Origin of the sequence: Rhodococcus yananensis, from assembly GCF_020515525.1 — a bacterium.
GTDB classification, from domain to species: Bacteria; Actinomycetota; Actinomycetes; order Mycobacteriales; family Mycobacteriaceae; genus Rhodococcus; species Rhodococcus yananensis.
In genome coordinates, this window is sequence record NZ_JAIYEP010000003.1 from 61,289 (window position 1) to 85,518 (window position 24,230).

Annotated in this window: 21 protein-coding genes; 9 read left to right on the forward strand and 12 right to left on the reverse strand. The window is 69.0% G+C overall.

Features of this window, described 5'->3' with window-relative positions:
- Positions 1-3 precede the first annotated feature (3 nt).
- Positions 4-840, forward strand: coding sequence for a GNAT family N-acetyltransferase (locus tag LDQ05_RS01085; protein WP_226435043.1), 837 nt, complete (start codon positions 4-6; stop codon positions 838-840).
- 65 nt (positions 841-905) lie between these two features.
- Complete coding sequence (locus LDQ05_RS01090) at positions 906-2,735, forward strand: penicillin-binding transpeptidase domain-containing protein (protein ID WP_372461001.1); 1,830 nt, start codon at positions 906-908, stop codon at positions 2,733-2,735.
- Between the two features lie 24 nt (positions 2,736-2,759).
- Here LDQ05_RS01090 and LDQ05_RS01095 read toward each other — a convergent pair whose 3' ends face one another.
- Positions 2,760-3,617: a helix-turn-helix transcriptional regulator gene (locus LDQ05_RS01095; RefSeq protein WP_226435044.1), complete on the reverse strand. Its 858-nt coding sequence runs from the start codon at positions 3,615-3,617 to the stop codon at positions 2,760-2,762.
- Between the two features lie 113 nt (positions 3,618-3,730).
- Here LDQ05_RS01095 and LDQ05_RS01100 point away from each other — a divergent pair, with 113 nt between their 5' ends.
- Entirely contained in the window at positions 3,731-5,356 is a 1,626-nt protein-coding gene (locus LDQ05_RS01100; protein WP_226435045.1) for an AMP-binding protein, read from the forward strand.
- 50 nt (positions 5,357-5,406) lie between these two features.
- Entirely contained in the window at positions 5,407-6,264 is an 858-nt protein-coding gene (gene map / locus LDQ05_RS01105) for a type I methionyl aminopeptidase (protein ID WP_226435046.1), read from the forward strand.
- A gap of 28 nt (positions 6,265-6,292) precedes the next feature.
- Here map and LDQ05_RS01110 read toward each other — a convergent pair whose 3' ends face one another.
- From LDQ05_RS01110 to LDQ05_RS01120, 3 genes are read right to left on the reverse strand one after another with little or no spacing between them, the layout of a single operon-like run.
- Complete coding sequence (locus LDQ05_RS01110; RefSeq protein ID WP_226435047.1) at positions 6,293-7,027, reverse strand: hypothetical protein; 735 nt, start codon at positions 7,025-7,027, stop codon at positions 6,293-6,295.
- Positions 7,024-8,034, reverse strand: coding sequence for an ABC transporter ATP-binding protein (locus LDQ05_RS01115; protein WP_226435048.1), 1,011 nt, complete (start codon positions 8,032-8,034; stop codon positions 7,024-7,026). The genes LDQ05_RS01110 and LDQ05_RS01115 overlap by 4 nt, the downstream gene beginning before the upstream one ends.
- Positions 8,031-8,438 carry a GntR family transcriptional regulator gene (locus tag LDQ05_RS01120; RefSeq protein ID WP_372461002.1) on the reverse strand — a complete coding sequence of 136 codons (408 nt, stop codon included), beginning with the start codon at positions 8,436-8,438 and terminating at the stop codon, positions 8,031-8,033. The genes LDQ05_RS01115 and LDQ05_RS01120 overlap by 4 nt, the downstream gene beginning before the upstream one ends.
- A gap of 75 nt (positions 8,439-8,513) precedes the next feature.
- Here LDQ05_RS01120 and LDQ05_RS01125 point away from each other — a divergent pair, with 75 nt between their 5' ends.
- Positions 8,514-9,080, forward strand: a complete 567-nt coding sequence (locus LDQ05_RS01125) for an alpha/beta fold hydrolase (RefSeq protein ID WP_226435049.1) — start codon at positions 8,514-8,516, stop codon at positions 9,078-9,080.
- 79 nt (positions 9,081-9,159) lie between these two features.
- Here LDQ05_RS01125 and mtr read toward each other — a convergent pair whose 3' ends face one another.
- Positions 9,160-10,533, reverse strand: coding sequence for a mycothione reductase (gene mtr / locus LDQ05_RS01130; RefSeq protein ID WP_226435050.1), 1,374 nt, complete (start codon positions 10,531-10,533; stop codon positions 9,160-9,162).
- A complete protein-coding gene (locus LDQ05_RS01135; protein WP_226435051.1) occupies positions 10,530-11,552 on the reverse strand; it encodes an alpha/beta hydrolase in 1,023 nt (340 codons plus the stop codon). The genes mtr and LDQ05_RS01135 overlap by 4 nt, the downstream gene beginning before the upstream one ends.
- Before the next feature lie 225 nt (positions 11,553-11,777).
- Here LDQ05_RS01135 and mqo point away from each other — a divergent pair, with 225 nt between their 5' ends.
- From mqo to LDQ05_RS01150, 3 genes are all read left to right on the forward strand, one after another.
- A complete protein-coding gene (mqo, locus tag LDQ05_RS01140; RefSeq protein WP_226435052.1) occupies positions 11,778-13,304 on the forward strand; it encodes a malate dehydrogenase (quinone) in 1,527 nt (508 codons plus the stop codon).
- 97 nt (positions 13,305-13,401) lie between these two features.
- Positions 13,402-14,646 carry a uroporphyrinogen-III C-methyltransferase gene (gene cobA / locus LDQ05_RS01145; protein ID WP_226435053.1) on the forward strand — a complete coding sequence of 415 codons (1,245 nt, stop codon included), beginning with the start codon at positions 13,402-13,404 and terminating at the stop codon, positions 14,644-14,646.
- Between the two features lie 58 nt (positions 14,647-14,704).
- Positions 14,705-16,126 (forward strand): MFS transporter, encoded by a 1,422-nt coding sequence (locus LDQ05_RS01150; protein ID WP_226435091.1) that lies wholly within the window; start codon positions 14,705-14,707, stop codon positions 16,124-16,126.
- A gap of 9 nt (positions 16,127-16,135) precedes the next feature.
- Here LDQ05_RS01150 and LDQ05_RS01155 read toward each other — a convergent pair whose 3' ends face one another.
- From LDQ05_RS01155 to yaaA, 3 genes are all read right to left on the reverse strand, one after another.
- Complete coding sequence (locus LDQ05_RS01155) at positions 16,136-18,928, reverse strand: cation-translocating P-type ATPase (protein ID WP_372461003.1); 2,793 nt, start codon at positions 18,926-18,928, stop codon at positions 16,136-16,138.
- 76 nt (positions 18,929-19,004) lie between these two features.
- A complete protein-coding gene (gene ppk2, locus LDQ05_RS01160; protein WP_226435054.1) occupies positions 19,005-19,913 on the reverse strand; it encodes a polyphosphate kinase 2 in 909 nt (302 codons plus the stop codon).
- A 122-nt stretch (positions 19,914-20,035) separates the two neighbouring features.
- Positions 20,036-20,779, reverse strand: a complete 744-nt coding sequence (gene yaaA, locus LDQ05_RS01165) for a peroxide stress protein YaaA (RefSeq protein ID WP_226435055.1) — start codon at positions 20,777-20,779, stop codon at positions 20,036-20,038.
- A 53-nt stretch (positions 20,780-20,832) separates the two neighbouring features.
- On the opposite strand from yaaA, the gene LDQ05_RS01170 reads away from it, so the two are divergent.
- Positions 20,833-22,575, forward strand: a complete 1,743-nt coding sequence (locus tag LDQ05_RS01170; protein WP_226435056.1) for a proline--tRNA ligase — start codon at positions 20,833-20,835, stop codon at positions 22,573-22,575.
- A gap of 96 nt (positions 22,576-22,671) precedes the next feature.
- On the opposite strand, the gene LDQ05_RS01175 is transcribed toward LDQ05_RS01170, so the two are convergent.
- The 3 genes from LDQ05_RS01175 to LDQ05_RS01185 form a co-directional block, all read right to left on the reverse strand.
- Entirely contained in the window at positions 22,672-23,109 is a 438-nt protein-coding gene (locus LDQ05_RS01175; protein WP_226435057.1) for a VOC family protein, read from the reverse strand.
- Between the two features lie 119 nt (positions 23,110-23,228).
- Positions 23,229-23,675 (reverse strand): ferritin-like domain-containing protein, encoded by a 447-nt coding sequence (locus LDQ05_RS01180; RefSeq protein WP_226435058.1) that lies wholly within the window; start codon positions 23,673-23,675, stop codon positions 23,229-23,231.
- Positions 23,672-24,193 carry a hypothetical protein gene (locus LDQ05_RS01185; RefSeq protein ID WP_226435059.1) on the reverse strand — a complete coding sequence of 174 codons (522 nt, stop codon included), beginning with the start codon at positions 24,191-24,193 and terminating at the stop codon, positions 23,672-23,674. Before LDQ05_RS01185 ends, LDQ05_RS01180 begins: the two co-directional genes overlap by 4 nt.
- Between the last annotated feature and the right edge of the window lie 37 nt (positions 24,194-24,230).

Consider the following 24,230-nt stretch of genomic DNA (forward strand, 5'->3'; position numbering starts at 1 on the left):
CGAGTGCTCAAGCTTCTGGGGGTCCGGTCGTTGGGAGGCCGGGACAGCGCCGCCGTGAAACGGGTGCTCGCCCGTGATCCGGTGGCGACGTGCATGGTGGCGGGCCGGGTCGAGGAGTACGGCCTCGACCACCGGTTGTTCGGTGGCGAGATGTGGAGCCGCGGAGGCCCCGAACAGTCGCTGTGCTTCTCCGGTGCCAACCTCATTCCACTGCTCGGCGAACCCGACGACATCCGAGCGTTCGCCGATCGGGCGGCCCGTGGCCCGCGGCTCTGCTCATCGCTCGTCGGCCGTGCCGAGCACACGCTGCCCATGTGGGAATTGCTCGAACCGGGCTGGGGCCCGGCCCGCGAGGTCCGGGCCGAGCAGCCGCTGATGGTTCTCGACCGGGATCCTCTCGTCGCGTCCGATCCCGCGGTGCGGCGGGTCCGGCCCGACGAACTCGACGCCTACCTGCCCGCCGCCGTCGCGATGTTCATCGAGGAGGTGGGTATCGACCCGCGCTCGGGTGACGGCGGGGCCGGCTACCGGCGTCGCGTCGCCGGTCTCATCGCGGCGGGCCGCGCCTGGGCCCGGTTCGAGAACGGATCGGTGGTCTTCAAGGCGGAGGTGGGTTCACTGTCCTCGTCGGTCGGCCAGATCCAGGGGGTGTGGGTGGATCCGGCACGACGCGGAGGCGGACTCGGCACCGCGGGTACGGCCGCCGTGGCGGTGGCCGTCGCCGCGGGCGGGCGCCTGCCCAGCCTGTACGTCAACAGTTTCAACGTCCGGGCGCGCGCGGCCTATGCGCGCGTCGGATTCCGTCAGGTCGCGACCTTCTCGACGGTGCTCCTGGACTGAGCGCGGGCTCCCCGACGCGTCCGAATCCCCGGATCCCGGGCATCCCGCACATACGATGACGGGCGATGAACGCTCGACCGACCGTGGTGCGTCCGGTCGCACCCAGAATCATCGCCCTCGTCGCGGCTGTCGCTGCGGTGGTAGGGATGACCGCGGCATGCGCTTCGCAGCCCACGGGCCCGGAGGCGTCGGCTGCGGCGTTCCTCGACGACCTCGCCGTACGCGACATCGTCGCGGCCGCGGCGCACACCGATCGCCCGGAGGACGCCGAGGTCGCCATTGCGGAGGTGTGGGACACCCTGCAGGCCGAGTCGCTCGACGCCGCCACCGCCGGAGTGCGGATGTCGGATGATGCGGCGACCGTCGCGTACGAGTACACGTGGCACCTGCCGAAGGACCGGGTCTGGCAGTACACCGGTGAGCTCCATATGGGGCGCAGCGGGAGCCGATGGGTGGTGCGGTGGACGAAGTCCGTGCTGCACCCGCAACTCGGCGACACCCAGAAGATGTATCTGCGCAGCACACCGGCCCCGCGGGCGCGTGTCAACGAACACGCCGGCAGCGACGTCCTCGTGCCCGGAACGGTGTACGGCATCGGATTCGACGCCGCGCGGAGCCCCGACGTGTCCGGCGCAGCGCGTGGGCTCGCTGCGGCACTGGCCCGGTTCGATGCGTCGATCACGGCCCAGTCGATCGCCGAATCCGCCACCGCGTCGACCGGAACGGAGCACATCGTCCGCTTACGGGAGGAAGACTACGACACGGTTGCCGGGACCCTGGCTGCAATACCCGGGGTCGTCGTGACCGAGCAGGCCGATCTCGTCGCGACCGACCGCACGTTCGCCCCCGACCTGATCGGGCAGATCAAGAAGACGGTGATCGACGAGGTCGACGGGACTGCCGGTTGGAGTGTCGTACTCGTCAACCAGTACGGCGGTGAGACCGGCGTGCTCACCGAGACGCCCCCGCAACCCGCGCCGTCGTTCTCCGTCAGCCTCGATCGCCCGATCCAGGTGGCCGCGCAGGCCGCTGTGGACGCCCGTACCGATCAGGCCATGATGGTCGTGATCGAGACCGACACGGGTGCCGTGCTCGCGGTCGCACAGAACGCGGCCGCCGACCGGGACGGGCCGGTCGCGCTGACGGGCCAGTATCCGCCCGGATCCACCTTCAAGATCATTACGTCGGGTGCCGCCATCGCCAACGGCCTCGCGACCCCCGACACCCTCGTCCCGTGCCCGGGCCGGATCACCATCGGTGAGCGCAGCGTGCCCAACTACAACGAGTTCGCGCTCGGCACGGTCCCCATGGCCACCGCCTTCGCGCGCTCGTGCAACACCACCTTCGCGAAACTCGCCTCCGAGATGGATGCCGACGACCTCACCGTCGCCGCCGCGCAGTTCGGTGTGGGTGTCGGGTACGACATCACCGGGATGCCCGCGGTCACCGGATCGGTGCCGCCCGCGGCCGATCTCGTCGAACGTACCGAGGACGGCTTCGGGCAGGGGAAGGTCCTCGTGTCGCCGTTCGGGATGGCGCTGGTCGCCGCGACCGTCGCGAACGGGCGGACGCCCGTGCCCTACCTCATCGAGGGCCGGGACACCGTCGTGGACGGCGACGGCACGCCGATCACACCCGAGATGGTCGACGGTCTCCGCGGGATGATGCGTCTGGTCATCACCAGCGGCACCGCGGACAGGATCCGTGATCAGGGAGAGGTCTACGGCAAGACCGGCGAGGCCGAGGTCGAGGGCGGGTCGCACGCCTGGTTCGTCGGGTACCGCGGGAACCTCGCATTCGCGACGCTCGTCGTACGAGGAGGCAGTTCGGACAACGCGGTCGCCGTCACCCGTGACATGTTCGCGGCGCTGCCGCCCGAGTACGCGGAGCAGTAGGTACGGGGCGGCGGCGAGCGGTGCTCACGGCAGCAGGCCCACCTTCCGTGCCGCCACGACCGCCTCGTGGCGGGTGTGCGCGTCGAGTTTGCTCATGGCGCTGCGCAGATAGCTCTTGACCGTCTCCGGTCCCACCGACAGGCGGCGCGCGATCTCCACGTTCGTGCAGCCGAGCGCCGCGTGCGCGAGCACATCGATCTCCCGCGGTGACAGCGCAGGTACCGGCCCACCCCGGTCCGCGTCGTCGGGGTTGCCGGAGAGTCGCCGCGCGAGACCGCGCAGCCGCTGCTGCAGATCGGGATCGTCGATGTCGTCGGCGAGGATGCGAAGCTCGGCGTACACCTCCCGCACCTCCGACTCCGCCACCGAATCCCGGTCGTCCGGGACGGTGTGTGCGAGCATCGCCATCCGCCGGTCGACCTCGTCGCGGACCGCGAGTTCGCGCGCGAGACGATCCGCGGCCTGCACGAACGTGCTCAGTACCCGGTCGCCGAACGGGAGGCGTTCGCGGACCGCGCCGTAGAGAACGGCGCGGGCGGCCCCGCCGACGACGACGGGGACCGCGAGAATCGAGCGCAGCCCTTCCCCGAGCACCGGGCGGTCGAAATGGTGGGTGATCGACGATGCGCTGCGATAGTCGGGCACCGTGATCGGTCGTGACTCGTCGAGCGCACGTCCCCCGAGCCCGGCCCGCGGTGGCACGACCACACCCGCGAGGCCGTTGGTGCGGGTACCGAGGAATTCGCTCAGGTACAGGGCGCCGTCGTGCACCTCTCCGGCGAACACGACGGGTACACCCGTGTGACCCGCCGCGCGCCGCAGTTCGCTGCGCAGGGCGTCGCTGTCACGGGGACGGAGCAGGGACGATGATCCGGGCGCCACTTTCTGCCACCCCTTTCCGGGGGTATCGGAACACAACTGTGACTCGGATCATATGTGGTGACGGGTCTCGAGTGGGACCCCGGGATCAGACGACCGACGAGAGGACGGACCGCATGGCGGACACCGCGACCCGAGTGAAGGAACTGCTGGACCGCTTCGACACCCCGGATGCCTCGGCCGCGCGGTTGCTGTGCGACGACCATCCCGCCGACGCGGTCGCGTTCACCGTGGTCGACGCCGATCTGACCGCCACCGACCTGACGTACGGGGAACTGGCCGAACGATCCGCGCGATTCGCGGCGGCGCTCGCCGAGCTCGGTGTCGAGCCGGGCGACCACGTCGCGACGCTCATGGGCAAGTCCGCCGATCTCGTCGTGGCTCTGCTCGGGATCTGGCGTCGCGGCGCCGTACACGTCCCCTTGTTCACCGCGTTCGCGCCGCCCGCCATCGCCTTCCGGCTGCGGTCGAGCGGCGCGAAGGTCGTGGTCGCCGACGGAGACCAGGTGGCGAAGCTCGCTCCGGGAGAGGACATTCCCGAGGACGCGCCGTGGCAGATCGTCGTCGCCGGGGACGGCGGGGGAGTGGGGTTGGACTTCGCCGGACTCCTCGCGTCCCATGCGGCCGACGACCCGCGCGCGGCGGCGGTTCCGGTCGGCGGGGCCGGTGGCCTCGTCCAGCTGTTCACCTCGGGCACCACCGGCACCCCCAAGGGGGTTCCCGTCCCGGTGAAGGCGTTGGCGTCCTTCCAGGCGTATCTGGAGTTCGGACTCGACGTACGAGACGACGACGTCTTCTGGAACGCCGCCGATCCGGGTTGGGCCTACGGGCTGTACTACGCGCTGCTCGGCCCGATGGCGGCCGGACGACGCAGCATCCTGCTGCACGCAGGATTCTCGCCGGCGCTGACCTGGCAGGTGCTCGAACGGTTCGGTGTCACCAACTTCGCTGCCGCTCCCACGGTCTATCGGGCGTTGCGGGCCGACACCGCCGGTCACCCGCCGATCCGGTTGCGGCGTGCCTCGTCGGCCGGTGAACCCCTCACCCCCGACGTCCTGGCGTGGTCGAGGGACACGCTCGGGGTCGTCGTACGCGACCAGTACGGGCAGACCGAGCACGGCATGTTCGTCGTGGACGCGTGGGCCGACGGTCTCCGCGAAGACGTTCCCGAACGGTCCATGGGCAAGCCGTTGCCGGGTTGGACGTGCGCGGTGCTGCGCGACGACTCCGACGAGATCGCCGCGCCCGGCGAACTCGGCCGCGTCGCGATCGACGTGCAGGCGAGTCCGCTGGTGTGGTTCACCGGATACGTCGACGCACCGGAGAAGACCGCCGCGCGGTTCAGCCCGGACGGGCGCTGGTATCTCACCGGTGACGCGGGCAAGGTCGACGAGGACGGGTTCTTCTTCTTCTCGTCGCGCGACGACGATGTGATCATCATGGCCGGGTACCGAATCGGCCCGTTCGATGTCGAGTCCGTGCTGGTGATGCACCCGGACGTGGTCGAGGCCGCTGTCGTCGGCATGCCCGACGATCTGCGCGGTGAGGTTCTCGAGGCGTTCGTCGTGCTCCGCGAGGGTGTGGACGGCGACGACGCGATCGAAGCCGAGCTGCAGAAGCTGGTGAAGACGAAGTTCGCTGCGCACGCCTATCCGCGTGCGGTGCACTTCGTGCCGCATCTGCCGAAGACACCGAGCGGGAAGGTGCAGCGGTTCCTGTTGCGTCAGGGAGCAGCGCGCTGAGCGACCCCGACTCTCGGGGAGGGTGGGGTGCGGGCGCTAATCTGGACGTCATGTCCACCCGTGCCCCGCTCGTCCCCGGAACTCCCACGCCGATCCGTACCGTGCCGAACTCGATCGAACGACCCGAGTACGCGTGGAAGCCGACGGCGCAGGAGGGCAACGAACCCTGGGTGCAGACACCCGAGACGATCGAGAAGATGCGGATCGCATCGAAGATCGCGGCGCAGGCGCTCGCCGAGGCCGGCGCCGCTGTCGCGCCCGGAGTGACCACCGACGAGATCGACCGCATCGCGCACGAGTACATGTGCGACCACGGCGCGTATCCGTCGACGCTCGGCTACCGCGGATTCACCAAGTCCTGCTGCACCTCGCTCAACGAGGTGATCTGCCACGGAATCCCGGACTCGACCGTCGTCGAGGACGGTGACATCGTCAACATCGATGTGACCGCCTACATCCACGGTGTGCACGGCGACACCAACGCCACCTTTCTCGCCGGCGACGTGTCCGACGAGGTACGAACCCTCGTCGAACGCACCCGGGAGGCGACGATGCGGGGCATCAAGGCGGTCAAGCCGGGTCGTGCCCTCAACGTGATCGGCCGGGTCATCGAGTCGTACGCCGACCGGTTCGGGTACGGCGTGGTGCGCGACTTCACCGGGCACGGCATCGGGGAGACCTTCCACAACGGATTGGTGATCCTGCACTACGACCGTCCCGACATCGACACGATCATCGAACCCGGCATGGTGTTCACGATCGAGCCGATGATCAACCTCGGTACCCCCGACTACGAGATCTGGGACGACGGATGGACGGTCGTCACCAAGGACCGCAAGTGGACCGCTCAGTTCGAGCACACGCTGGTGGTCACCGAGACGGGCAGCGAGATCCTCACCCTGCCCTGACGGTGTACGGGACGCCGGCAGGTGCAGGTCAGGGCGAGTCGTTCCGCACGACCTGCCACGCGCCGGCCAGACAGGCCGCGGCGACGCACAACGGCAGTGCCACGAGGGTGACCGCGCGGGGCGAGTCGGCCGACCACGACCACAGCGACGACCAGGACTGGGTCCAGGTCAGTACGATCGCGGCGAGACCGCCGACGCCGATCACGACGGCTCCCGCGGCGAGGATCCCGGTGGTGGGCCACCGGTGCTGGATCGCACCGAGGAGCATCGCGAGCGCGACCACGAACGACATCGTCGCGAAGTAGCACAGGAACTGCAGGACGGTGCTGTCGGTGACGAACCGGAGCACGCCGAACATGCGCATGTCCACACCCCACCCTCCGGTGGCGGCTTCGAGGACCGACAGCGTCTGGAACGCGGCCGCGAACACGAACGATTCGGCCAGACCGATCGCCGTGACCGCGGCCACGAACTGGCGGCGGGTGCTGCCGAGCCCGATCGTGAACGGCATCATCTGCGTCATCGACACCATGTAGAACGCGACGACGAATCCGTACGCCGACAGCACACTGCCGGTGACGTTGTACTGCTGCCCGGTATCGACCAGGGCGAAGATCACCCACGGGATCGTGAATGCCACGGCGAGGATCGCGATCGGCCACGCCAGCAGCAGGCGCCACGAGACGATCTGGACCCGCGCGATCGACGCGACACGTGACCAACCGGTGTCGACGGGGGCGGGCAGGGCGAGTGCGGTGGTCACAGCGAGGCCTCCTGGTCGACGGTGACGGTCCCGGGGCCGGGGTTCGGGACGGCGTCCGGGTTGCGGTGGAGATGCACGACCAGATCCTGGAGGGACACCGGTCTGACGTCGACGTCGGCGGGACGACGGGCGTCGACGTGCGGATCGTCGCGCAGGAAGGTGACCCGGGCGGTGCCGCCGAGCCGTTCCCGATGCAGCACGGTGCTGTCACCGACGAACCGGGCGACGTCGTCGGAGGGCCCCTGCGCCACGGCAGCCCGCGTGCGCAGCGCATCGGTGTCCTCGTCGAGCACGAGTCGACCGCGGTCGAGCACGAGCACGTGTTCGAGGAGGTCGGCGACCTCGTCGACGAGGTGGGTGGACAGCACGATCGTGCGTGGATTCTCGGCGTAGTCGACGAGTAACTCGTCGTAGAACATCTCGCGTGCCACGGCGTCGAGACCGAGGTAGGGCTCGTCGAAGACGGTGACGGGTGCGCGGGATGCGAGCCCGACGACGATGCCGAGCGCGGATGTCATGCCGCGCGAGAGCTTCTTGGCCTTGCGGCCGCGCGGTAGCGCGAACGCGTCGACCAGCCGGTCCGCGTAGTCGGCATCCCACAGCGGGAGCAGCGCGGTGGCCGCGGCGAGCACGTGACCGACACACATGTCGTCGGGATAGCGCCGGCTGTCGGCGACGAAGCACAGTTGTTGCTGGACGGCGTCGTTCTCGTAGGGGTCGGTGCCGAAGACCTCGATGCGGCCGGACGTGGGGCGCAGGTGACCGGCGATCAGCTGCATGAGGGTGGACTTGCCGGCTCCGTTGCGTCCGAGCAGGCCGTAGATCGTATTGCCGCCGAGCGTGAGATCCACGTCGGACAGAGCCGCGACGTCGCCGAACCGTCTGCCGACCGCCCGGGCGCGCACGACGACGTCGTCGCGGTCCGGCGGTGGTGCGGAGGTGGGTGTCGGTGAGCCGGGGGTCGGTCGGTCGGGGGTCGCGGGAGAGTTCGACGTCGTGTGCTTCATGGAGTATCCCAGGTGTCGAGGAGGTCCTTGAGCTCGTCGACGCTCATGCCGAGCTTGTCGGCCTCGCGGACGAGCGGGGCGATGTACTGCTGCGCAAAGCTCGCGCGTCGCTGCGCGCGGACCTTCTCACGGGCTCCGGGGGTGACGAACATGCCGATTCCTCGCTTCTTGTAGAGGATGCCGTCGGCCACGAGGGCACTCAGTCCCTTGGCCGCGGTGGCGGGATTGATCCGGTGGAAGGCAGCGAGTTCGTTCGTCGAGGGAACCTGCTCGTCCTCGATGAAGGTGCCGTCGAGGATGGAGTTCTCGACGAGTTCCGCGATCTGGCGGAAGAGGGGCTGCGCTCCGTCGGTCGCCACGATGAACCCGCCGGATCGCGTCAGGTTCATCGGTTCATTACTCATGTAATGAACCATAGAACGTGGAACGCGGGACCGCAATGTCGGGAACGGTGCGGACCTGCGTGTAGCGTGCCCGACATGGAGACGACGACGGTGTCAACGCAGGGAGGCAGTGTCCACGTCCGGATCGACGGGCCGGTGAGCAGACACACGGTGCTGCTGCTGCCCGGAACCGGCGAGACCGCTGATGTGTTCGATGCCGTGTGCGAGAGGCTCCACAACTCGGATCTGCGGACCGTCGTGCTCGACCGCACCGACGGACTCGTACCCGCCGATGTCTTCGCCGTCCTCGACGAGTTGACACTGCCGTGGGTCCACCTGGTGGGCAGCGGGACCGGTGCCGAACTCGCGTGGGCGGTGGCCGCGGGGCGGTTCGGCAGATTTGCCAGCCTCGTCGTCGCCGACCGAGGGCACCCGGCCGTTCCCGACCTCGCCGGTGTGATTCGTGATTCCGCGGCACCTGCGGCCGAGGTACCCACCACGATCGTGATCGGAAGCGCAGACCGGCGCACCGAAGCCGAGGCCTCCATGCGTTACGTCACCGGCGAGTTCCGCGTCGTCGAACTGGTCGGCATCGGCAACGTCCCCGCCGACGCACCCTCCGATTTCGCCTCCGCCATCGTGCTGCGCACCGGAAGTTGGTGAGGCGCAGCACCGCACAGCACAGACACATGCGACGGTGCCCCCGGAGTCGCTCCGGGGGCACCGTCGTATGCGGCGGTCGTCAGAGGCCGAGCAACGCGTTCTCCACGAGTTCGGGAAGAGCCGGATGGATCCAGTACTGACCCGTCGCCATCTCGTGCGCCGTCACTCCGAAGCTCATCGCCTGGATCAGCGGTTGGATCACCGTCGACGCCTGCGCACCGACGATGTGCGCACCCAGCAACAGTCCGGTCGACCGGTCGGCGATCAGCTTGCAGAACCCCTCGGTGTCCTCCATCGCCCAGCCGTAGGCGACGTCGCCGTAGTCCTGGATCTTGATGCTCACGTCGTGGCCCGCCGCGCGGGCCTGCTCCTCCGTCATCCCCACCGTGGCGATCTGCGGTTCCGTGAACACCGCCGACGGCACGTAGCGGTGGTCGCTGCGCCGCAACGCGGCGGTGTCACCGCCCCACGCGTCGTGCAGCAGATTGTGCTGCACGACCCGAGCCTCGTGATTGGCCACGTGTTTGAGCTGGAAGGCCGACGACACGTCCCCGAGCGCGAACACCCCCGGCGCGGTGGTGCGCTGGAACTCGTCGACGATCACCCGCCCCTCCCCGTCCGTTCCGACACCGCCCGCCGCCACGTCCAACAGATCACCGTTGGGACGACGACCCGTCGCGACGAGGAGAGCGTCCCCGGAGACCACCGTGCCGTCCTCGAGGACGACCTCGACACCGTCGCCCACCGGACGGAACTCCCGCGCCGGATTCGACAGGTGCACGTCCCACCGCTCCTGAGCGAGGGAGGTGAACCGCTCCGACAGGTCGGTGTCGAGGTGCCGCAACAGCGCGCCGCTGCGACCGATCACCGACACCTTCGACCCGAGCGCCGAGAACACGTGCGCGAACTCCATCGCGATGAAACCGGTCCCGAGGATCACCAGCGAGTCGGGAAGTTTCGGCAGCCGCATGATGTCGTCGCTGGTGTGATAGCGCACACCGGCATCGAGGACCTCCGGCGGCACGGTCGCGCGGGCCCCGGCCGCGATCACCACCTGATCCGCGGTGATCGTGTCCCCGGTACCGGTGTCGAGCGTCCGATCTCCCACGAAGCGGGCGTGGCCGTCGTACACCGTGACGTTGCCGCAGTCCTCGCGCCGGTACCGCTCGCCGCCGGCAGCGATCGGATCGATCCGGCCGAACACCCGGTCGACGATGTCGTTCCACCGCACCCCGTCGACGGATGCGTCCACCCCGAACCGGGACGCGGTGCGGACGGTACGCGCCACGTCGGCGGCATAGACGTACATCTTCGTCGGGATGCATCCGACATTGAGGCAGGTTCCACCGAAGGTGCCCTGCTCGAGGATCGCGATCCGTTTGTCGTCGAACCGCGCGTCGATGATCGAGTTGCCCGATCCCGTGCCGATGATCGCGACGTCGTAGTGGCTCAAACCAGTTCTCCCGTATCTCGTGTCCCGGCGGCACCCGTCCGGTCTCCGTGAGCGTCAAACCACTCCAACCACAGATCCAATTCCCGGAACGCATGTGCGAGGGCGTCCGGCGCGGAGAGGAAGACATCGTGCCGCGCTCCGCGGATCGGCACGATCGACGTCCGATCGCCCAGGCACCCGGCCCACCGCGCGATCTGCCGGACGTCCAGGACGGCGTCGAGGGCATCGACACCGAAGCCCGGTTCCGCAGCGAACCTCGTCTGACCCGACCGCAGGATCAGTGAGGGGACACCGACGTCGAGCCCGCGATGCAGCTGCGCGTGCCCTCGTCGCACGGCACGCAGCCACCCGAATGTCACCGGGAACCCCGCCAGCGGCTTCCACTCGAGGTCGTACTCCCAGCCGCCGTCGCGCAGGCTCCGCCCGTACGTGTCGATCTCCTGGCCGGGCACCACGTCCTTCGGGCGCAGACGCCCGATCAGGTCGACCACCGCGGTACCGATGTTGCGCACACAGGACGGGCCCTGAAGGTCGAACCACGGGCTGTTGAGGATCAGGCCGCTCACCCCGGCGCCGCGGACACCTCCGGGTCGACGTCGCAACCGGTCGAGCCACAGCGGCACCACGAGACCGCCGGTCGAGTGCGCGGCGAGGAGTACGTCCCCACCCGTCTCCGCGCGCACGATCTCCAGCGCCCGCCCGAGCTCCACGTCGTAGAACGCCAGGTCGGTCACGAAGTGCGGAGTGTGTCCCGGGCGCCGTGAACGCCCGCATTTGCGCAGGTCCAGGGCGTAGAACCGGTAGCCGCGCGCGGCGAAGTGGTCGGCGAGGTGCCGTTGGAAGAAGTAGTCGGTGAAACCGTGCACGTACAGCACCGCACGGGCCGGCGGCGCGGTGCCGTCGTCGTCGCGCCGCACCAGCGTCGCGGTGATCTCACCCTCACCATCCGGATCCGTTCCGAGAGGCAGTGTGAGCTGGTGGTATCCGTCGCCGAGGATGTCGGGCCGCCAAGTAGTCACCATCACACCCTATTGATGACCGCAGCCCGCCGCACGGGGTACACAATTGGGTGAAGTGAAACGCCGGTCAACGCGCGGGTAACCTGTTCGTCGCAGTCGGCGCGATCGTGACGAACTCGCCTTGTCGGGGACGTGGTCACGGACGTGTTCGGGAAACTCACGCGATCGGTGCGGACGCCACGCCGCGGCGCCGCGTGCGAACCAGACAAGGAAGTCGATTTCCCAGTGTCAGAGAACGTAGAGGCGAAAACCGATGTAGTGCTCGTGGGTGCGGGCATCATGAGCGCGACCCTCGGCGCGCTGCTGCGGCAGCTGCAGCCCGAGTGGACGATCACGGCATTCGAGCGGCTCGACGCCGCCGCCGCGGAGAGCAGCGACCCGTGGAACAACGCCGGGACCGGCCATTCCGCGCTGTGTGAACTCAATTACACCCCGGGTAAGCCCGACGGCTCGGTGGACATCACCAAGGCGATCAGCGTCAACGAGCAGTTCCAGGTTTCGCGCCAGTTCTGGGCCTACGCCGTCGACAACGGCATCCTGAGCGACCCGAAGAACTTCATCAACCCGATCCCGCACGTGAGCTTCGTCCACGGCGCCGACAACGTGAAGTACCTGCGTGCCCGCTACGACGCGCTCGCCGGTCATCCGTTGTTCGCGGGTATGGAGTACTCGGAGAGCCCCGAGTGGTTCACCGAGCGGCTCCCGCTCATGGCGCAGGGACGTGACTTCTCCGATCCGGTCGCGCTGAACTGGACCGAGACCGGCACCGACGTGGACTTCGGTGCCCTCACCAAGCAGTTGATCAACAACGTGTCCGCCTCCGGCGGCACCGTGTTCTTCGGGCACGAGGTCGTCAACCTCTCCAAGCAGTCCGACGGCAGTTGGAAGGTGAAGGTCCGCAACCGCCGCAGCGGCGTCACCCGCATCGTGCACGCGAAGTTCGTGTTCGTCGGTGCCGGCGGCGGCGCCCTGCACCTGCTGCAGAAGTCGGGTATCGCCGAGGCGAAGGGTTTCGGTGGGTTCCCCGTCTCGGGAGCGTTCCTGCGGTGCACCAACCCCGACGTCATCGCGCAGCACAGCGCCAAGGTCTACGGCAAGGCCGCCGTCGGAGCACCTCCCATGTCGGTGCCGCACCTGGACACCCGCGTGATCGGTGGCAAGCAGGGGCTGCTGTTCGGGCCGTACGCCGGCTGGTCGCCGAAGTTCCTCAAGGAGGGCGGCATCCTGGACCTGCCCAAGTCGATCAGGCCGAACAACCTCATGTCGATGCTCGGCGTGGGCGTCACCGAACTCGGTCTCGTCAAGTACCTCGTCGGTGAGCTCACGCAGTCGCCGGCCGACCGCATCGTCACCCTCGGTGAGTTCGCGCCCGAGGCTCGGCTCGAGGACTGGGAACTGATCGTCGCCGGTCAGCGTGTACAGGTGATCCGACGCAAGGGGATGGGGGGTGTCCTCGAGTTCGGAACCGCCGTCGTCAACGCTGCCGACGGAACCATCGCCGGCCTCCTCGGAGCGTCCCCGGGCGCGTCGACCGCCGTACCGGCGATGCTCGACGTACTCGAACGCTGCTTCCCGAAGCAGTGGGCGGGCTGGCAGCCGAAGCTGAAGGAGATGGTGCCCTCGCTGGGCGTCAAGCTCTCCGAGAACCCGTCGCTCTTCGACCAGGTCTGGAAGTGGAGCACCGAGTCGCTGCAACTCGACACGGCGTCCGAACCGGTGCCTGCGGCTCCCGCCGAGGTCGCCACGGTCTGATCTCCTTCGACCGAACCGTCGACGGGCCGGTCCGCACCCCCGGGGGAGCGGACCGGCCTCGCGCGACCGCACCAGAACCGAAAGTGGGGACCACCCGGTGTCATCCGAGAGCACAGACCCGAACCGCAGCGACCCGAACTATCTGGTCGGACTGAACCTGAACGGCCGCAGGGTCGTCGTCGTGGGCGGGGGATCCGTCGCCCAGCGGCGACTCGGTCTGCTCACGGCCTCCGGCGCCGACGTCCACGTCATCGCCCGCGCCGCGACCCCCGTCGTGGAGAGCATGGCGGCGAAGGGCCGTGTGACGCTCGAGCTACGCGACTACCGGGACGGAGACCTCGACGGCGCCTGGTACGTGCTGGCCTGTACCGATGAACCCGCCACGAACGAGGCGATCGTCGCGGAAGCCGACCGGCGTCACGTGTTCTGTGTGCGCGCCGACAGTGCCCGTGACGGCAGCGCCGTCACGCCCGCCACCACCGCGCACGACGGACTGACCGTCGGTGTCCTCGCGAGCGGTGACCACCGGAGGTCCGCAGCGGTCCGCACATCCATCCGCGACGCGCTCGCCGGTGGCTCGTTCGGCGAGGTCACCGATACCGCCGCGAAGCCCGTCGGGGTGGCGCTGGTCGGAGGCGGCCCCGGCGACCCGGATCTGATCACGGTGCGCGGTCGGCGGCTGCTCGCGCAGGCGGACGTCGTCGTCGCCGATCACCTCGCCCCGCAGGAACTGCTCGCCGAGCTGGGCCCGCAGGTCGAGGTGATCGACGCCGCGAAACTGCCGTACGGCCGCGCGATGGCGCAGCAGGCGATCAACGACATCCTCGTCGACCGCGCCCGTGCCGGGAGATTCGTGGTCCGACTCAAGGGCGGCGACCCCTACGTGTTCGGCCGCGGGTACGAGGAACTGCAGGCGTGCACGGCCGCCGGTGTCCCCGTGACGGTGGTGCCCGGCATCACCAGTGCGATCTCGGTGCCCTCGGCAGCGGACGTCCCGGTCACGCACCGTGGTGTCACGCACGAGTTCGTCGTCGTCAGCGGACACGTCGCACCCGGACATCCCGACTCGCTCACCGACTGGGACGCTCTCGCGAAGCTACGCGGAACACTGGTGCTGCTCATGGGTGTCGAACGCATCGACCGGTTCGCCGACGCGTTGCTCGCCGGGGGTCGCCCCTCGGACACCCCGGTGGTGGTGGTGCAGGAAGGCACGCTGCGCAGTCAACGGACTGTCCGGGCCGAGCTGTCCACGGTCGCGACACGGATCCGTGACGAGGGCATCCGCCCGCCGGCGATCATCGTCATCGGCCCGGTCGCGGGGCTCACTCCGGACGGTCGGTAACGTGACCGACGTGGTTTCGCCTCCCCATGCGACGACGACGCGGGCATTGGCCCTCGCCATGCTCGTGCTCAGCGGACTCCAGCTGATGGTCGTGCTGGACGGCACCGTCGCCAATCTCGCTCTCGCCCCCCTCCAATCCGAGCTCGGGCTTTCGGACGCGGGCCGCAACTGGGTTCTCACCTCGTACGCGCTCGCGTTCGGCGGCCTCATGCTGCTCGGGGGGAGGCTCGGCGACAGCTACGGCCGGAAACGCATGTTCATCGGCGGTGTCGCACTGTTCACCGTCGCATCCCTGCTGTGCGGTCTGGCGACCGGCGAGGCGATGCTCATCGCGGCGCGGGCGCTGCAGGGTGTCGGCGCGGCCGTCGCGTCACCGACGGCCCTCGCGCTCGTCGCCACGACCTTCGCGGCGGGCCCGGCGCGGAACCGTGCGATCGCCGTGTTCGCCGCGATGACCGGAGTGGGATCGATCGCCGGGCTCATCCTCGGCGGCGCACTGACGCAGGTGTCGTGGCGGTGGATCTTCCTCATCAACGTGCCGATCGGCGTACTGATCGTGGTCCTCGCGGTGGTGTCGCTGCGGGAGACCGCCGCCGAACGGTTGACTCTCGACGTGCCGGGCGCCGTGCTCGCGACCATCGGCTGCACGGGGCTCGTGTTCGGACTGACCGAGGGGCCCGAACTGGGGTGGGGGAGTCCCGCCGTGATCGGTGCGCTCGGCGGAGGTGCCGTGATGCTCGGGATCTTCCTCCTCGTGGAACGGCGCGCGGCGAATCCGCTCCTGCCGTTCGTCCTGTTCCGCAACACCGATCGGGTCGCGACGTTCGTGTCGATCTTCTTCGCGGGCGCGGTCATGTTCAGCCTGGCCGCATTCGTTGCACTGTTCGTGCAGGACATCCTCGGATACACGCCGCTGCAGGCCGGCCTCGCGTTCGTGCCGTTCGCGTTCGGGCTCGGTGCCGCCGCAGCGGTGTCCTCGCGGGTCGTCGCCAGGGTCCAGCCGCGATGGCTCGTCGTCACCGGGTCGATCATCATGACGGTGAGCCTGCTCGTCGGCTCGACGATGGACCAGTACGTCAGCTACTTCCCGACGCTGTTCGTGCTGGTGCTCGTCGTCGGGTTCGGGGTGGGTCTGGCCGTGGTTCCGTTGCCGCTGTGCGCGATCGCCGGGGTCGGCCAGCACGAGATCGGACCGCTGTCCGCGATCGCGCAGGTGGCCCAGACACTGGGCGGGCCCGTCGGGCTCGGTGTGATCGGCGCGATGGCGACCTCGCGGACGATGTCTCTGGGGGGCACCTCCGGTGCGGTCGCCGACATGAGCGCGGTGGAACTGGCGGCGCAGGGCGAGGGATACATGTTCGCCCTCGTCGGGTGCGCGGTGTGCGCCGTGATCGCGGGCATCGCCGCGCTGTTCATCGGGTTCACTCCCGAACAGGTCGCGCAGGGCCAGGAAGCGGAGAAGGCCGCGCAGAGCGCGTGAGCCGACCCCTCACGCGCGGGCACGTGCCGGGGTGACGGCCGTACGCGGGTCGACCGTGTGTGCCGTGCCGTGCCGGCGGGCACGTCGGCGGATCGCCTTCTCCGCCTCGACGACGACCGGTACGACCAGTGACAGGCCGAGGCATGCGAGCCACTGGCCTCCGCTGAGATCGGCGGTCATCAGGAATCGTCGGAGGAAGTCGAGTTCGACGGCGAGCACGGTCACGACGGTCGGGATCGCCAGGATCTTGACGGCCCCCAGGATCGGCGCGGCCAGCCCGCTCTCCGGGTCGCGACGCATCACCAGGCCTCCGAAGATCGAACCCAGCGCCAGGACGACGAACGCCATGGTCATGGGCACGTTCGCTTCGGTGGAACTCATCTCGCCCGGCGCGAGAAACAGTGCGATCAGTGTGACCGCGAACTCGACGGCGCCGTAGAAGATCCACTGCCACAGCGCGAGCGGGTTGGTGATCGGCACGGACGGATCGCGGGGCGGGTCGTCCATCAGGTTCGGCGCCGGCGGATCCTGCATGATGACGATCACGGGGAACATGGTGACGAAGAAGTTCTGGAACAGCACCATCAACGGGGTCAGGGCCACACCGTCGTTGATGTCGAAGATGCTCGCGGCGAGGAACAACAGGATCAGTGAGAAGAGTTTCGCCATCTGACAGCGGATGAACGAGACGATCTTGTCGTAGATGCTGCGTCCGAGTGCGATCGCGTCGACGAGGGTGCCGAAGTCGTCGTCGGTGAGGACCATGTTGCCGGCCTGCTTGGTGACCTCGCTGCCGGACCCCATCGCCACGCCCACATCTGCCTGTTTGAGCGCCGCGGCATCGTTGACGGCATCGCCGGTCATGGCGACGATCCGCCCGGATCGCTGCATGAGTTCGGCGAGTCGAAGCTTGTCCTGCGGCGTGACACGACCGAACACGTGCACGTCCGGCAGCGCGGCGAGGACCTCGTCGTCGGACATGGCCTGCAACTCCGCGCCGCTGATCGCGCCCGGCCCCAACCCCAATTCGGCGCCGATCGCCGACGCGGTCACCGCGTGGTCACCGGTGATCATCCGCACCTCGATCCCGGCGCGGTGAGCGGTGCGGACCGCCTCGGCGGCTTCGGGGCGAAGGGGGTCGATGATCCCGACCATCCCGATGAACGTCAGTTCGTCGACGAACGCCATGGGGTCGTCGGAAACCGCGTTCTCCTGTCCGTCCAGTCGGCGCGCGGCGAAGGCGAGGACACGTAGACCCTTCTCCGACATCCTGCGGTTGGCGGCATCGATGTCGTTGCGGACCGCCGTGATGTCGATGCGGTCCCCCTCGGAGGAGAAGGCACCGGAGCAGCGGGCCAGGACGACGTCGGGTCCTCCCTTGACCATCTCCACGAACACCTCGCCGCCCTCGAACGGCACGTGGTGGAAGGTCGCCATGAACTTGTACGCCGAATCGAACGGCACCTCGGCGAATCGCGGGTACGCACGGCGGGTCTCCTCTGCGTCCACACCGATCTTCGCGGCGAGCACCACCAGCGCGGCCTCGGTGGGATCGCCCACGACGGTGCCGGTGTCGGACACCGTCGCGTCGCTGTCGAGGCACAGCCCGTACGCGAGTCGCGTGAAGTCGGGCACGGGTTCGCCGGCCGCGTGACGTATCGCGCCCGACTTCGCGTAGCCCTCACCCTCGACGGTGAACCAGCGGCCGTGGAAGTACAGCGACCGGACCGTCATGGCGTTCATCGTGAGCGTGCCGGTCTTGTCGGAGTTGATCGCACTCGTCGCACCGAGCGTCTCCACGTCGTTCAGGTTCTTCACGATCGCGCGGGAGTCCGCGAGTTGCTTCGCCCCGGACGAGAGCATCGACTGCACGAATGTGGGTAGACCCGTCGGGATCGCGGAGATCGCCATGGAGACACCCAGCAGCAGCACGGTCGCCACGGTCTGCCCGCGCAGCAACCCGATGATGATGATGATCGCGACCGCGGTCCACGCGACCACCGCGAGTACCTTCGTCAATGATCCGAGTTCCCGTTGCAGCGGTGACTTCTTCGGGGTGACGGCCGACAGCATCGACGCGATCCGCCCCATCTGCGTCGTCATCCCCGTATCCGTGACGACCATCGTCGCGGTGCCCCGTGTGACGGATGTGTTCTGGAACAGCATGTCGGAACGGTCACCCAGCGCTGCCGCGGGATCGGTGAGGGCCGTGACGTCCTTCGCGACGGGGGCGCTCTCGCCGGTCAGGGCGGCCTCCTGGGTTTCCAGCGTCGCGGATGTGAGGATCCGGCCGTCCGCGGGGACGAGATCACCGGCCTCGAGGGAGACGACGTCGCCCGGAACCAGTTCGGTCGCGTCGATCTCGACGAGCGTGCCGTCGCGCAGCACTCTCGCGTGGGGAACCTGCATCTTCGCGAGCGCGTCGACGCTCGCGCGCGCCTTCATCTCCTGACGGGTGCCGAGGACCACGTTGAGTGCGGCCAGACCCGCGACGGTCAACGCGACCGGGATCTGACCGATGACGAGCCCGACCACACCGACCACGACGAGCATCAGATTCATCGGATCGGTCAGCTGCACCAGCGCGACCGCCCAGACGGACGGCGCGGGTTCGGCGACGATCATGTTGACGCCGTACCGGTCCCGCCGCGACGCGACCTCGCCGCCGGTGAGTCCGGACCGCGGGTGGACGTCCAGTGCGGCGGCCACCTCGTCGGGCGTCATGGCGTGCCACGGCGGCCGGAGGTCGTCGACAGTGGACGTCGCGGCCGGTGTGCGCCCGGACCCGGGTTGTCCCGCCATGGTCGTCTCCGTCCGTCGTGGCGGTGGACACGTCCACCGCGGACCCGCCCGCCCCGCCGGGTTCGGGTGCGGGTCGTCAGTAGGGGGTGGGGATCCAGTCGACCGGGAGCTCGGGATCGCGGTAGTCGCCCGGCTCCTGCCGCGCGGGCAGCGTGATCTCACGGGCCTCGGGGGCTTCGTACGGCACGGTGTCGAGCAGGTGCGAGATGATGTTCAGGCGACCGCGCTTCTTGTCGTCGGTGCACACGACGTGCCACGGCGACCACCCGGTGTGCGTCGTGCGCAGCATCTCGTCGCGTGCCCGCGCGTAGTCGTACCAGCGGCTGTACGACTCGAGATCCATCGCGGACAGTTTCCACACCTTGCGGGGGTCGTCCATGCGGCTGTGCAGGCGCGCGGTCTGCTGTTCCTCGCTCACCTCGAGCCAGTACTTGATCAGGAGGATGCCGGAGGCGATGACGGCGCGTTCGACCGCCGGAACCATCTGCAGGAACTGCGCCGTCTGCTCCGGGGTGCAGAAACCCATGACCGGTTCGACGCCGGCGCGGTTGTACCAGCTCCGGTCGAAGATCACGACCTCACCCGCGGCAGGCAGATGCGGGATGTACCGCTGGAGGTACATCTGCGACCTCTCACGTTCGGTCGGTGCCGGGAGGGCGACCACCCGGAACACCCGCGGACTGACACGTTCGGTGATCGCCTTGATGACCCCGCCCTTGCCGGCGGTGTCGCGGCCCTCGAACAGAATGCACACCTTGGCGCCGGATTCGCGCACCCATTCCTGCATCGCGACGAGTTCACCGTGGAGCGGACGCAGATGTCGCCGGTATTCCTTGTTCGTCATCGGTGGGGAGGCGGGGACCGGTCGGGGAGGGGACAGTTCCCCGGATCGGGTCGGACGTGGACCCGTGGGGGATCCGGCGGCGCCCGAACGGTGCGTCCCGCCGCCGGTGTGCTTCTTCTCCGCGTGGTCCTTCTTGCCCATGAGGTGCTCCCTCGTCGTGTCGATACGACACACTGCCATCGCACTCTACGGCACGATGACCAGCGGCGACGGTGGTTCGGTGCATTTACCGCGAAGGCCGATCGCAGTGGGGACGGTACGGGTCAGGTGAGGACGACGAGTTCGGACGGGGACGCCACCTCGACGCGCAGCCCGGCCTTCGACGCGACCCGAGCGACGCCGCGGACATCGGACGGTTCCGCGCGGGTGAGTACCAGTGCACGGGCGAGCAGGCCCTTGTGGTGCTTGTTGAAGTGGCTCACGACCTTGCGGGTGCCGTCCGGCTTCTCGGTGAGAACCGTCGCCGTCACCGCCCCGGGAACCGGGCCGAGCTGCTGGTACACCCCGGAACGCAGATCGACGACGAGACCCCCGTCGGATTCGGCGACGAGCGCGTCCGACAGCTCCGGCCGCCACAGTGACGCCAGGGTCCCGAACCCCGGGATCCGGGATCCGCCGGACAGCCGGTACGCCGGGATCGGGTCGGCCGCCCGCACTGCGCCGAACAGCGCCGATCCGATCCCGACGCGGTGATATGCCTTGTCGCGCTGAGCCTTCGAGAAACCTGCGGCATCGAGCGCATCGAACAGCACGCCGGTGTACCGGTCGAGTGCCGGACGTGTCGGCGAGACCCACAGCTTCGCGTTGCGTTCGACCTCGTCGAGTTGCGTCGCGCCGAGCCCGAGCGCACGGCTCGACTCGTCGGGGTCGGCCGCGAGATCCACGAGTGCCTGCGCCAGCACCTCGCGGGTCTCGGTGAGCTGCGGCATCGACAGCTCACCGAGATCGAGGGGCGCGCCGTCGCCGCCGTCGGACTTGGTTTCGGAAGGAGGAAGAAGCACCAGCACAACCGACAACCGTACCGATGGCCGATGGTGGGCGAGAGGTAGGCTGACCGTCCGTGATCACCCGCATGTCGCACCTGTTCCTCCGTACCCTCCGCGACGACCCGGCCGACGCCGAGGTCGCCAGCCACAAGCTCCTCGTCCGCGCCGGCTACGTGCGCCGGATCGCGCCCGGCGTGTACTCGTGGCTGCCGCTGGGCCTGCGGGTGCTGCGGCAGATCGAACGTGTCGTGCGCGAGGAGATGAACTCCATCGGGGCACAGGAGATCTCGTTGCCGGCGCTGCTGCCGCGCGAACCGTACGAGACGACCAACCGCTGGACCGAATACGGTCCGAACCTGTTCAGGCTGCAGGACCGCAAGCAGGGCGACTACCTCCTCGGGCCGACCCACGAGGAGATGTTCGCTCTCACCGTCAAGGGGGAGTACAACTCGTACAAGGACTTCCCGGTCACCCTGTACCAGATCCAGGCCAAGTATCGCGACGAGGAACGACCCCGCGCCGGCATCCTGCGCGGCCGCGAGTTCGTGATGAAGGACTCCTACAGCTTCGACCTCACCGACGACGGTCTCGCCGAGTCCTATCGCGCGCATCGCGACGCCTACGAACGGATCTTCACGCGTCTCGGCGTCGAATACGTCATCGTCTCGGCGACCTCCGGTGCGATGGGCGGCAGCGCGTCCGAGGAGTTCCTCGCCGATTCGCCCGCGGGCGAGGACACCTATGTGCGCTGCCTCGAATCCGGGTACGCCGCGAACGTGGAGGCCGTGACGACTCTCGCGCCCGCGCCGGTGCCGATCGACGGGCTGCCCGCGGCGGTCGTCCACGACACGCCCGACACACCCACGATCGACACGCTCGTCGCGGCGGCGTCGCAGATCCTCGGACGCGAGGTGGACGCCGACGAGACCCTCAAGAACATCCTCGTGAAGGTGAAGCAGCCCGGCGGTGACTGGGAACTGCTCGGCATCGGCATCCCCGGCGGACGCGACGTCGACGAGAAACGTCTCGAGGCGGCCCTCGAACCCGCCGAGTTCGCCATGCTCGACGACACCGACTTCGCCGCCAACCCGTTCCTCGCCAAGGGATACATCGGCCCGAAGGCGCTGCTCGCGAACGGTGTGCGGTACCTGGTCGACCCGCGTGTCGTCGACGGCACGAGCTGGATCACCGGCGCCGACGAACCCGGCAAGCACGTGTTCGGGCTGGTCGCGGGACGTGACTTCGTCGCAGACGGCACGATCGAGGCCGCGGAGGTCCGCGACGGTGATCCGTCACCCGACGGAGCGGGACCGCTCGTGTCGGCCCGCGGCATCGAGATCGGGCACGTCTTCCAGCTCGGCCGCAAGTACACCGATGCGTTCGAGGTGAACGTCCTGGGTGAGAACGGCAAGCCCGTGCGCCCGACGATGGGGTCCTACGGTGTCGGTGTCTCGCGCCTGGTCGCGGTCGTCGCCGAGCAGCAGCACGACGACAAGGGTCTGCGGTGGCCGGCGGAGATCGCCCCGTTCGACGTCCATCTCGTCATCGCGAACAAGGACGAGCAGGCCCGCGCGGGCGCCGAAGCGCTCGCGCAGGAACTGTCCGATGCGCGCCTCGAGGTGTTGCTCGACGATCGCAAGGCCTCGCCGGGTGTGAAGTTCAAGGACTCCGAACTCCTCGGGATGCCCCTCGTCGTCGTGGTCGGTCGTGGATTCGCCGACGGCAACGTCGAACTACGTGACCGGTTCACCGGTGAAGCACGTGAGGTGCCGGTCGGTGACGCGGTGGGTGAGGTGCTCGCGGCGACACGCCGGTAGCCCGCAGCCCCGGCGGGTCCGTCCCCGCACCGCGGGGTCGACGGGGCGGGCCGCGTCGCAACGGCGTGGGTGACCGGCCGATCGGGGTGCCCCGACCTACCGGGGTGCCCCGAACACCACGTCGCCGGTGAAGCCGATCATCCACTGCACGCCGAATCTGTCGGTGCACATGCCGAAGCGCTCGGCCCATTCCACCGCGCCCAGCGGCATCGTCACCTCGCCTCCTGCCGACAACGCGCCGAACACCCTGTCGGCTTCCTCCGCGCTGTCCGCATCGATCGAGATGGCGAAGTTGGTGCCCGCGGTGACGGTGCCCATCGACGCGGGGACGTCGGAACCCATGAGGATGCTGTCACCCATGGGCAGTGCGACGTGCGCGACGCCGTTCAGTTGCTCCTCGGTCAACTCCACGCCGCCGGTGTCCATGTCGCGGAAGCGGGCCAGTTGCAGTTCACCGCCGAAAACCGAGCGATAGAACGTGAACGCTTCCTCGGCGTTGCCGCCGAAGTTCAGGTACGGATCGACTGATCGCATCGCGTGCTCCCAGGTCGCTGCGGGACGGTCGCGTCCGAAGTGTAGTGCCGTCGCGGGCGCGGAGCAGGCAGTTCGGGGACGTTCCCGCGATCACCCGGCGCGGCGTGCGGGCCGGGGTGTCAGGGCCGACCGGGAAAAGCCACGGTCGGCGGAACGATCCCGAGATTGCTCCGCCACCGCGCGGCTCGGATCGCGGACTCCGTGAGGGCGACGACCGCGTCCGCCCGGACCGCCTCGGTGTCGGCTCGTTCGAGCACCGACCGCCACGCCACCGCGACATCCGTCTCGATCTGCACGGCCAGTTCGGCTGCCTGCACGGGATCGGCGACGGGGAACGGGACGGTATAGCCCGGCGCCGCGACCGGCGGCGTCACCCCGGCCGCGGTCAACGTGTCGACGGTGGCGTCCCGCCGCGCGCGGTGCGCAGCAGTGTCCGCGGCCACCTCGTCGGCACGGCCGGGATCGGCGAAGGCGGCGACGACCCCGTATCCGAAGACGGCGGCGTGCTCTACGGCCAGTGCATCGATGAGCGACTGCTGTTCGGAACCGAGTTCGGGTGAGCTCACGGCAACAACACCTCCGTGTGGGCCGCGCAGGCGGCGCTGATCGAGCCGAGCAGGCCGGCGCGGAAACCGCGCTGGGTACGTGCCAGGTCCGCGGCACCGCGCTGCGAGTCGGTCAGCCGCGCGCGCAGTTCCTCGACGCTCGGTGCGGGACCGGTCGGCGCGGGCGCGGTGGTCGTCGGTGGCGGTGCCGTGGAGTCCGTCACGCCGGCGGCGCGCGAGATCTCGGTGTCGAGCGCTTCGGCGTGGGCGGCGCGCTCGTCCGCGATCGCGGTCAGTGCGTCGGCGAGGTCCGGCGTGGTGGCGGCGAGCGCCGTCGCGGTCGCCGCGTCCGTGCGTGCGCGTGCGGCCGCGGACAGGAGCGGATCGGGTTCGGGCTCGTCGTCGGTGGCTGCGCACGCGGTCAGACCGACCGTGACGGCGCCGGTGACGGTGATCGTGGACCACCGGAACAGCGCCCTTCGGGAGAGGGCGGGACGCGCCCTTCGGGACGGGGCGGGATGCGGGGGAGACGTCGGCACCGGGCCATCCTGCCAGCCCGATGTGACGGGAATCGAT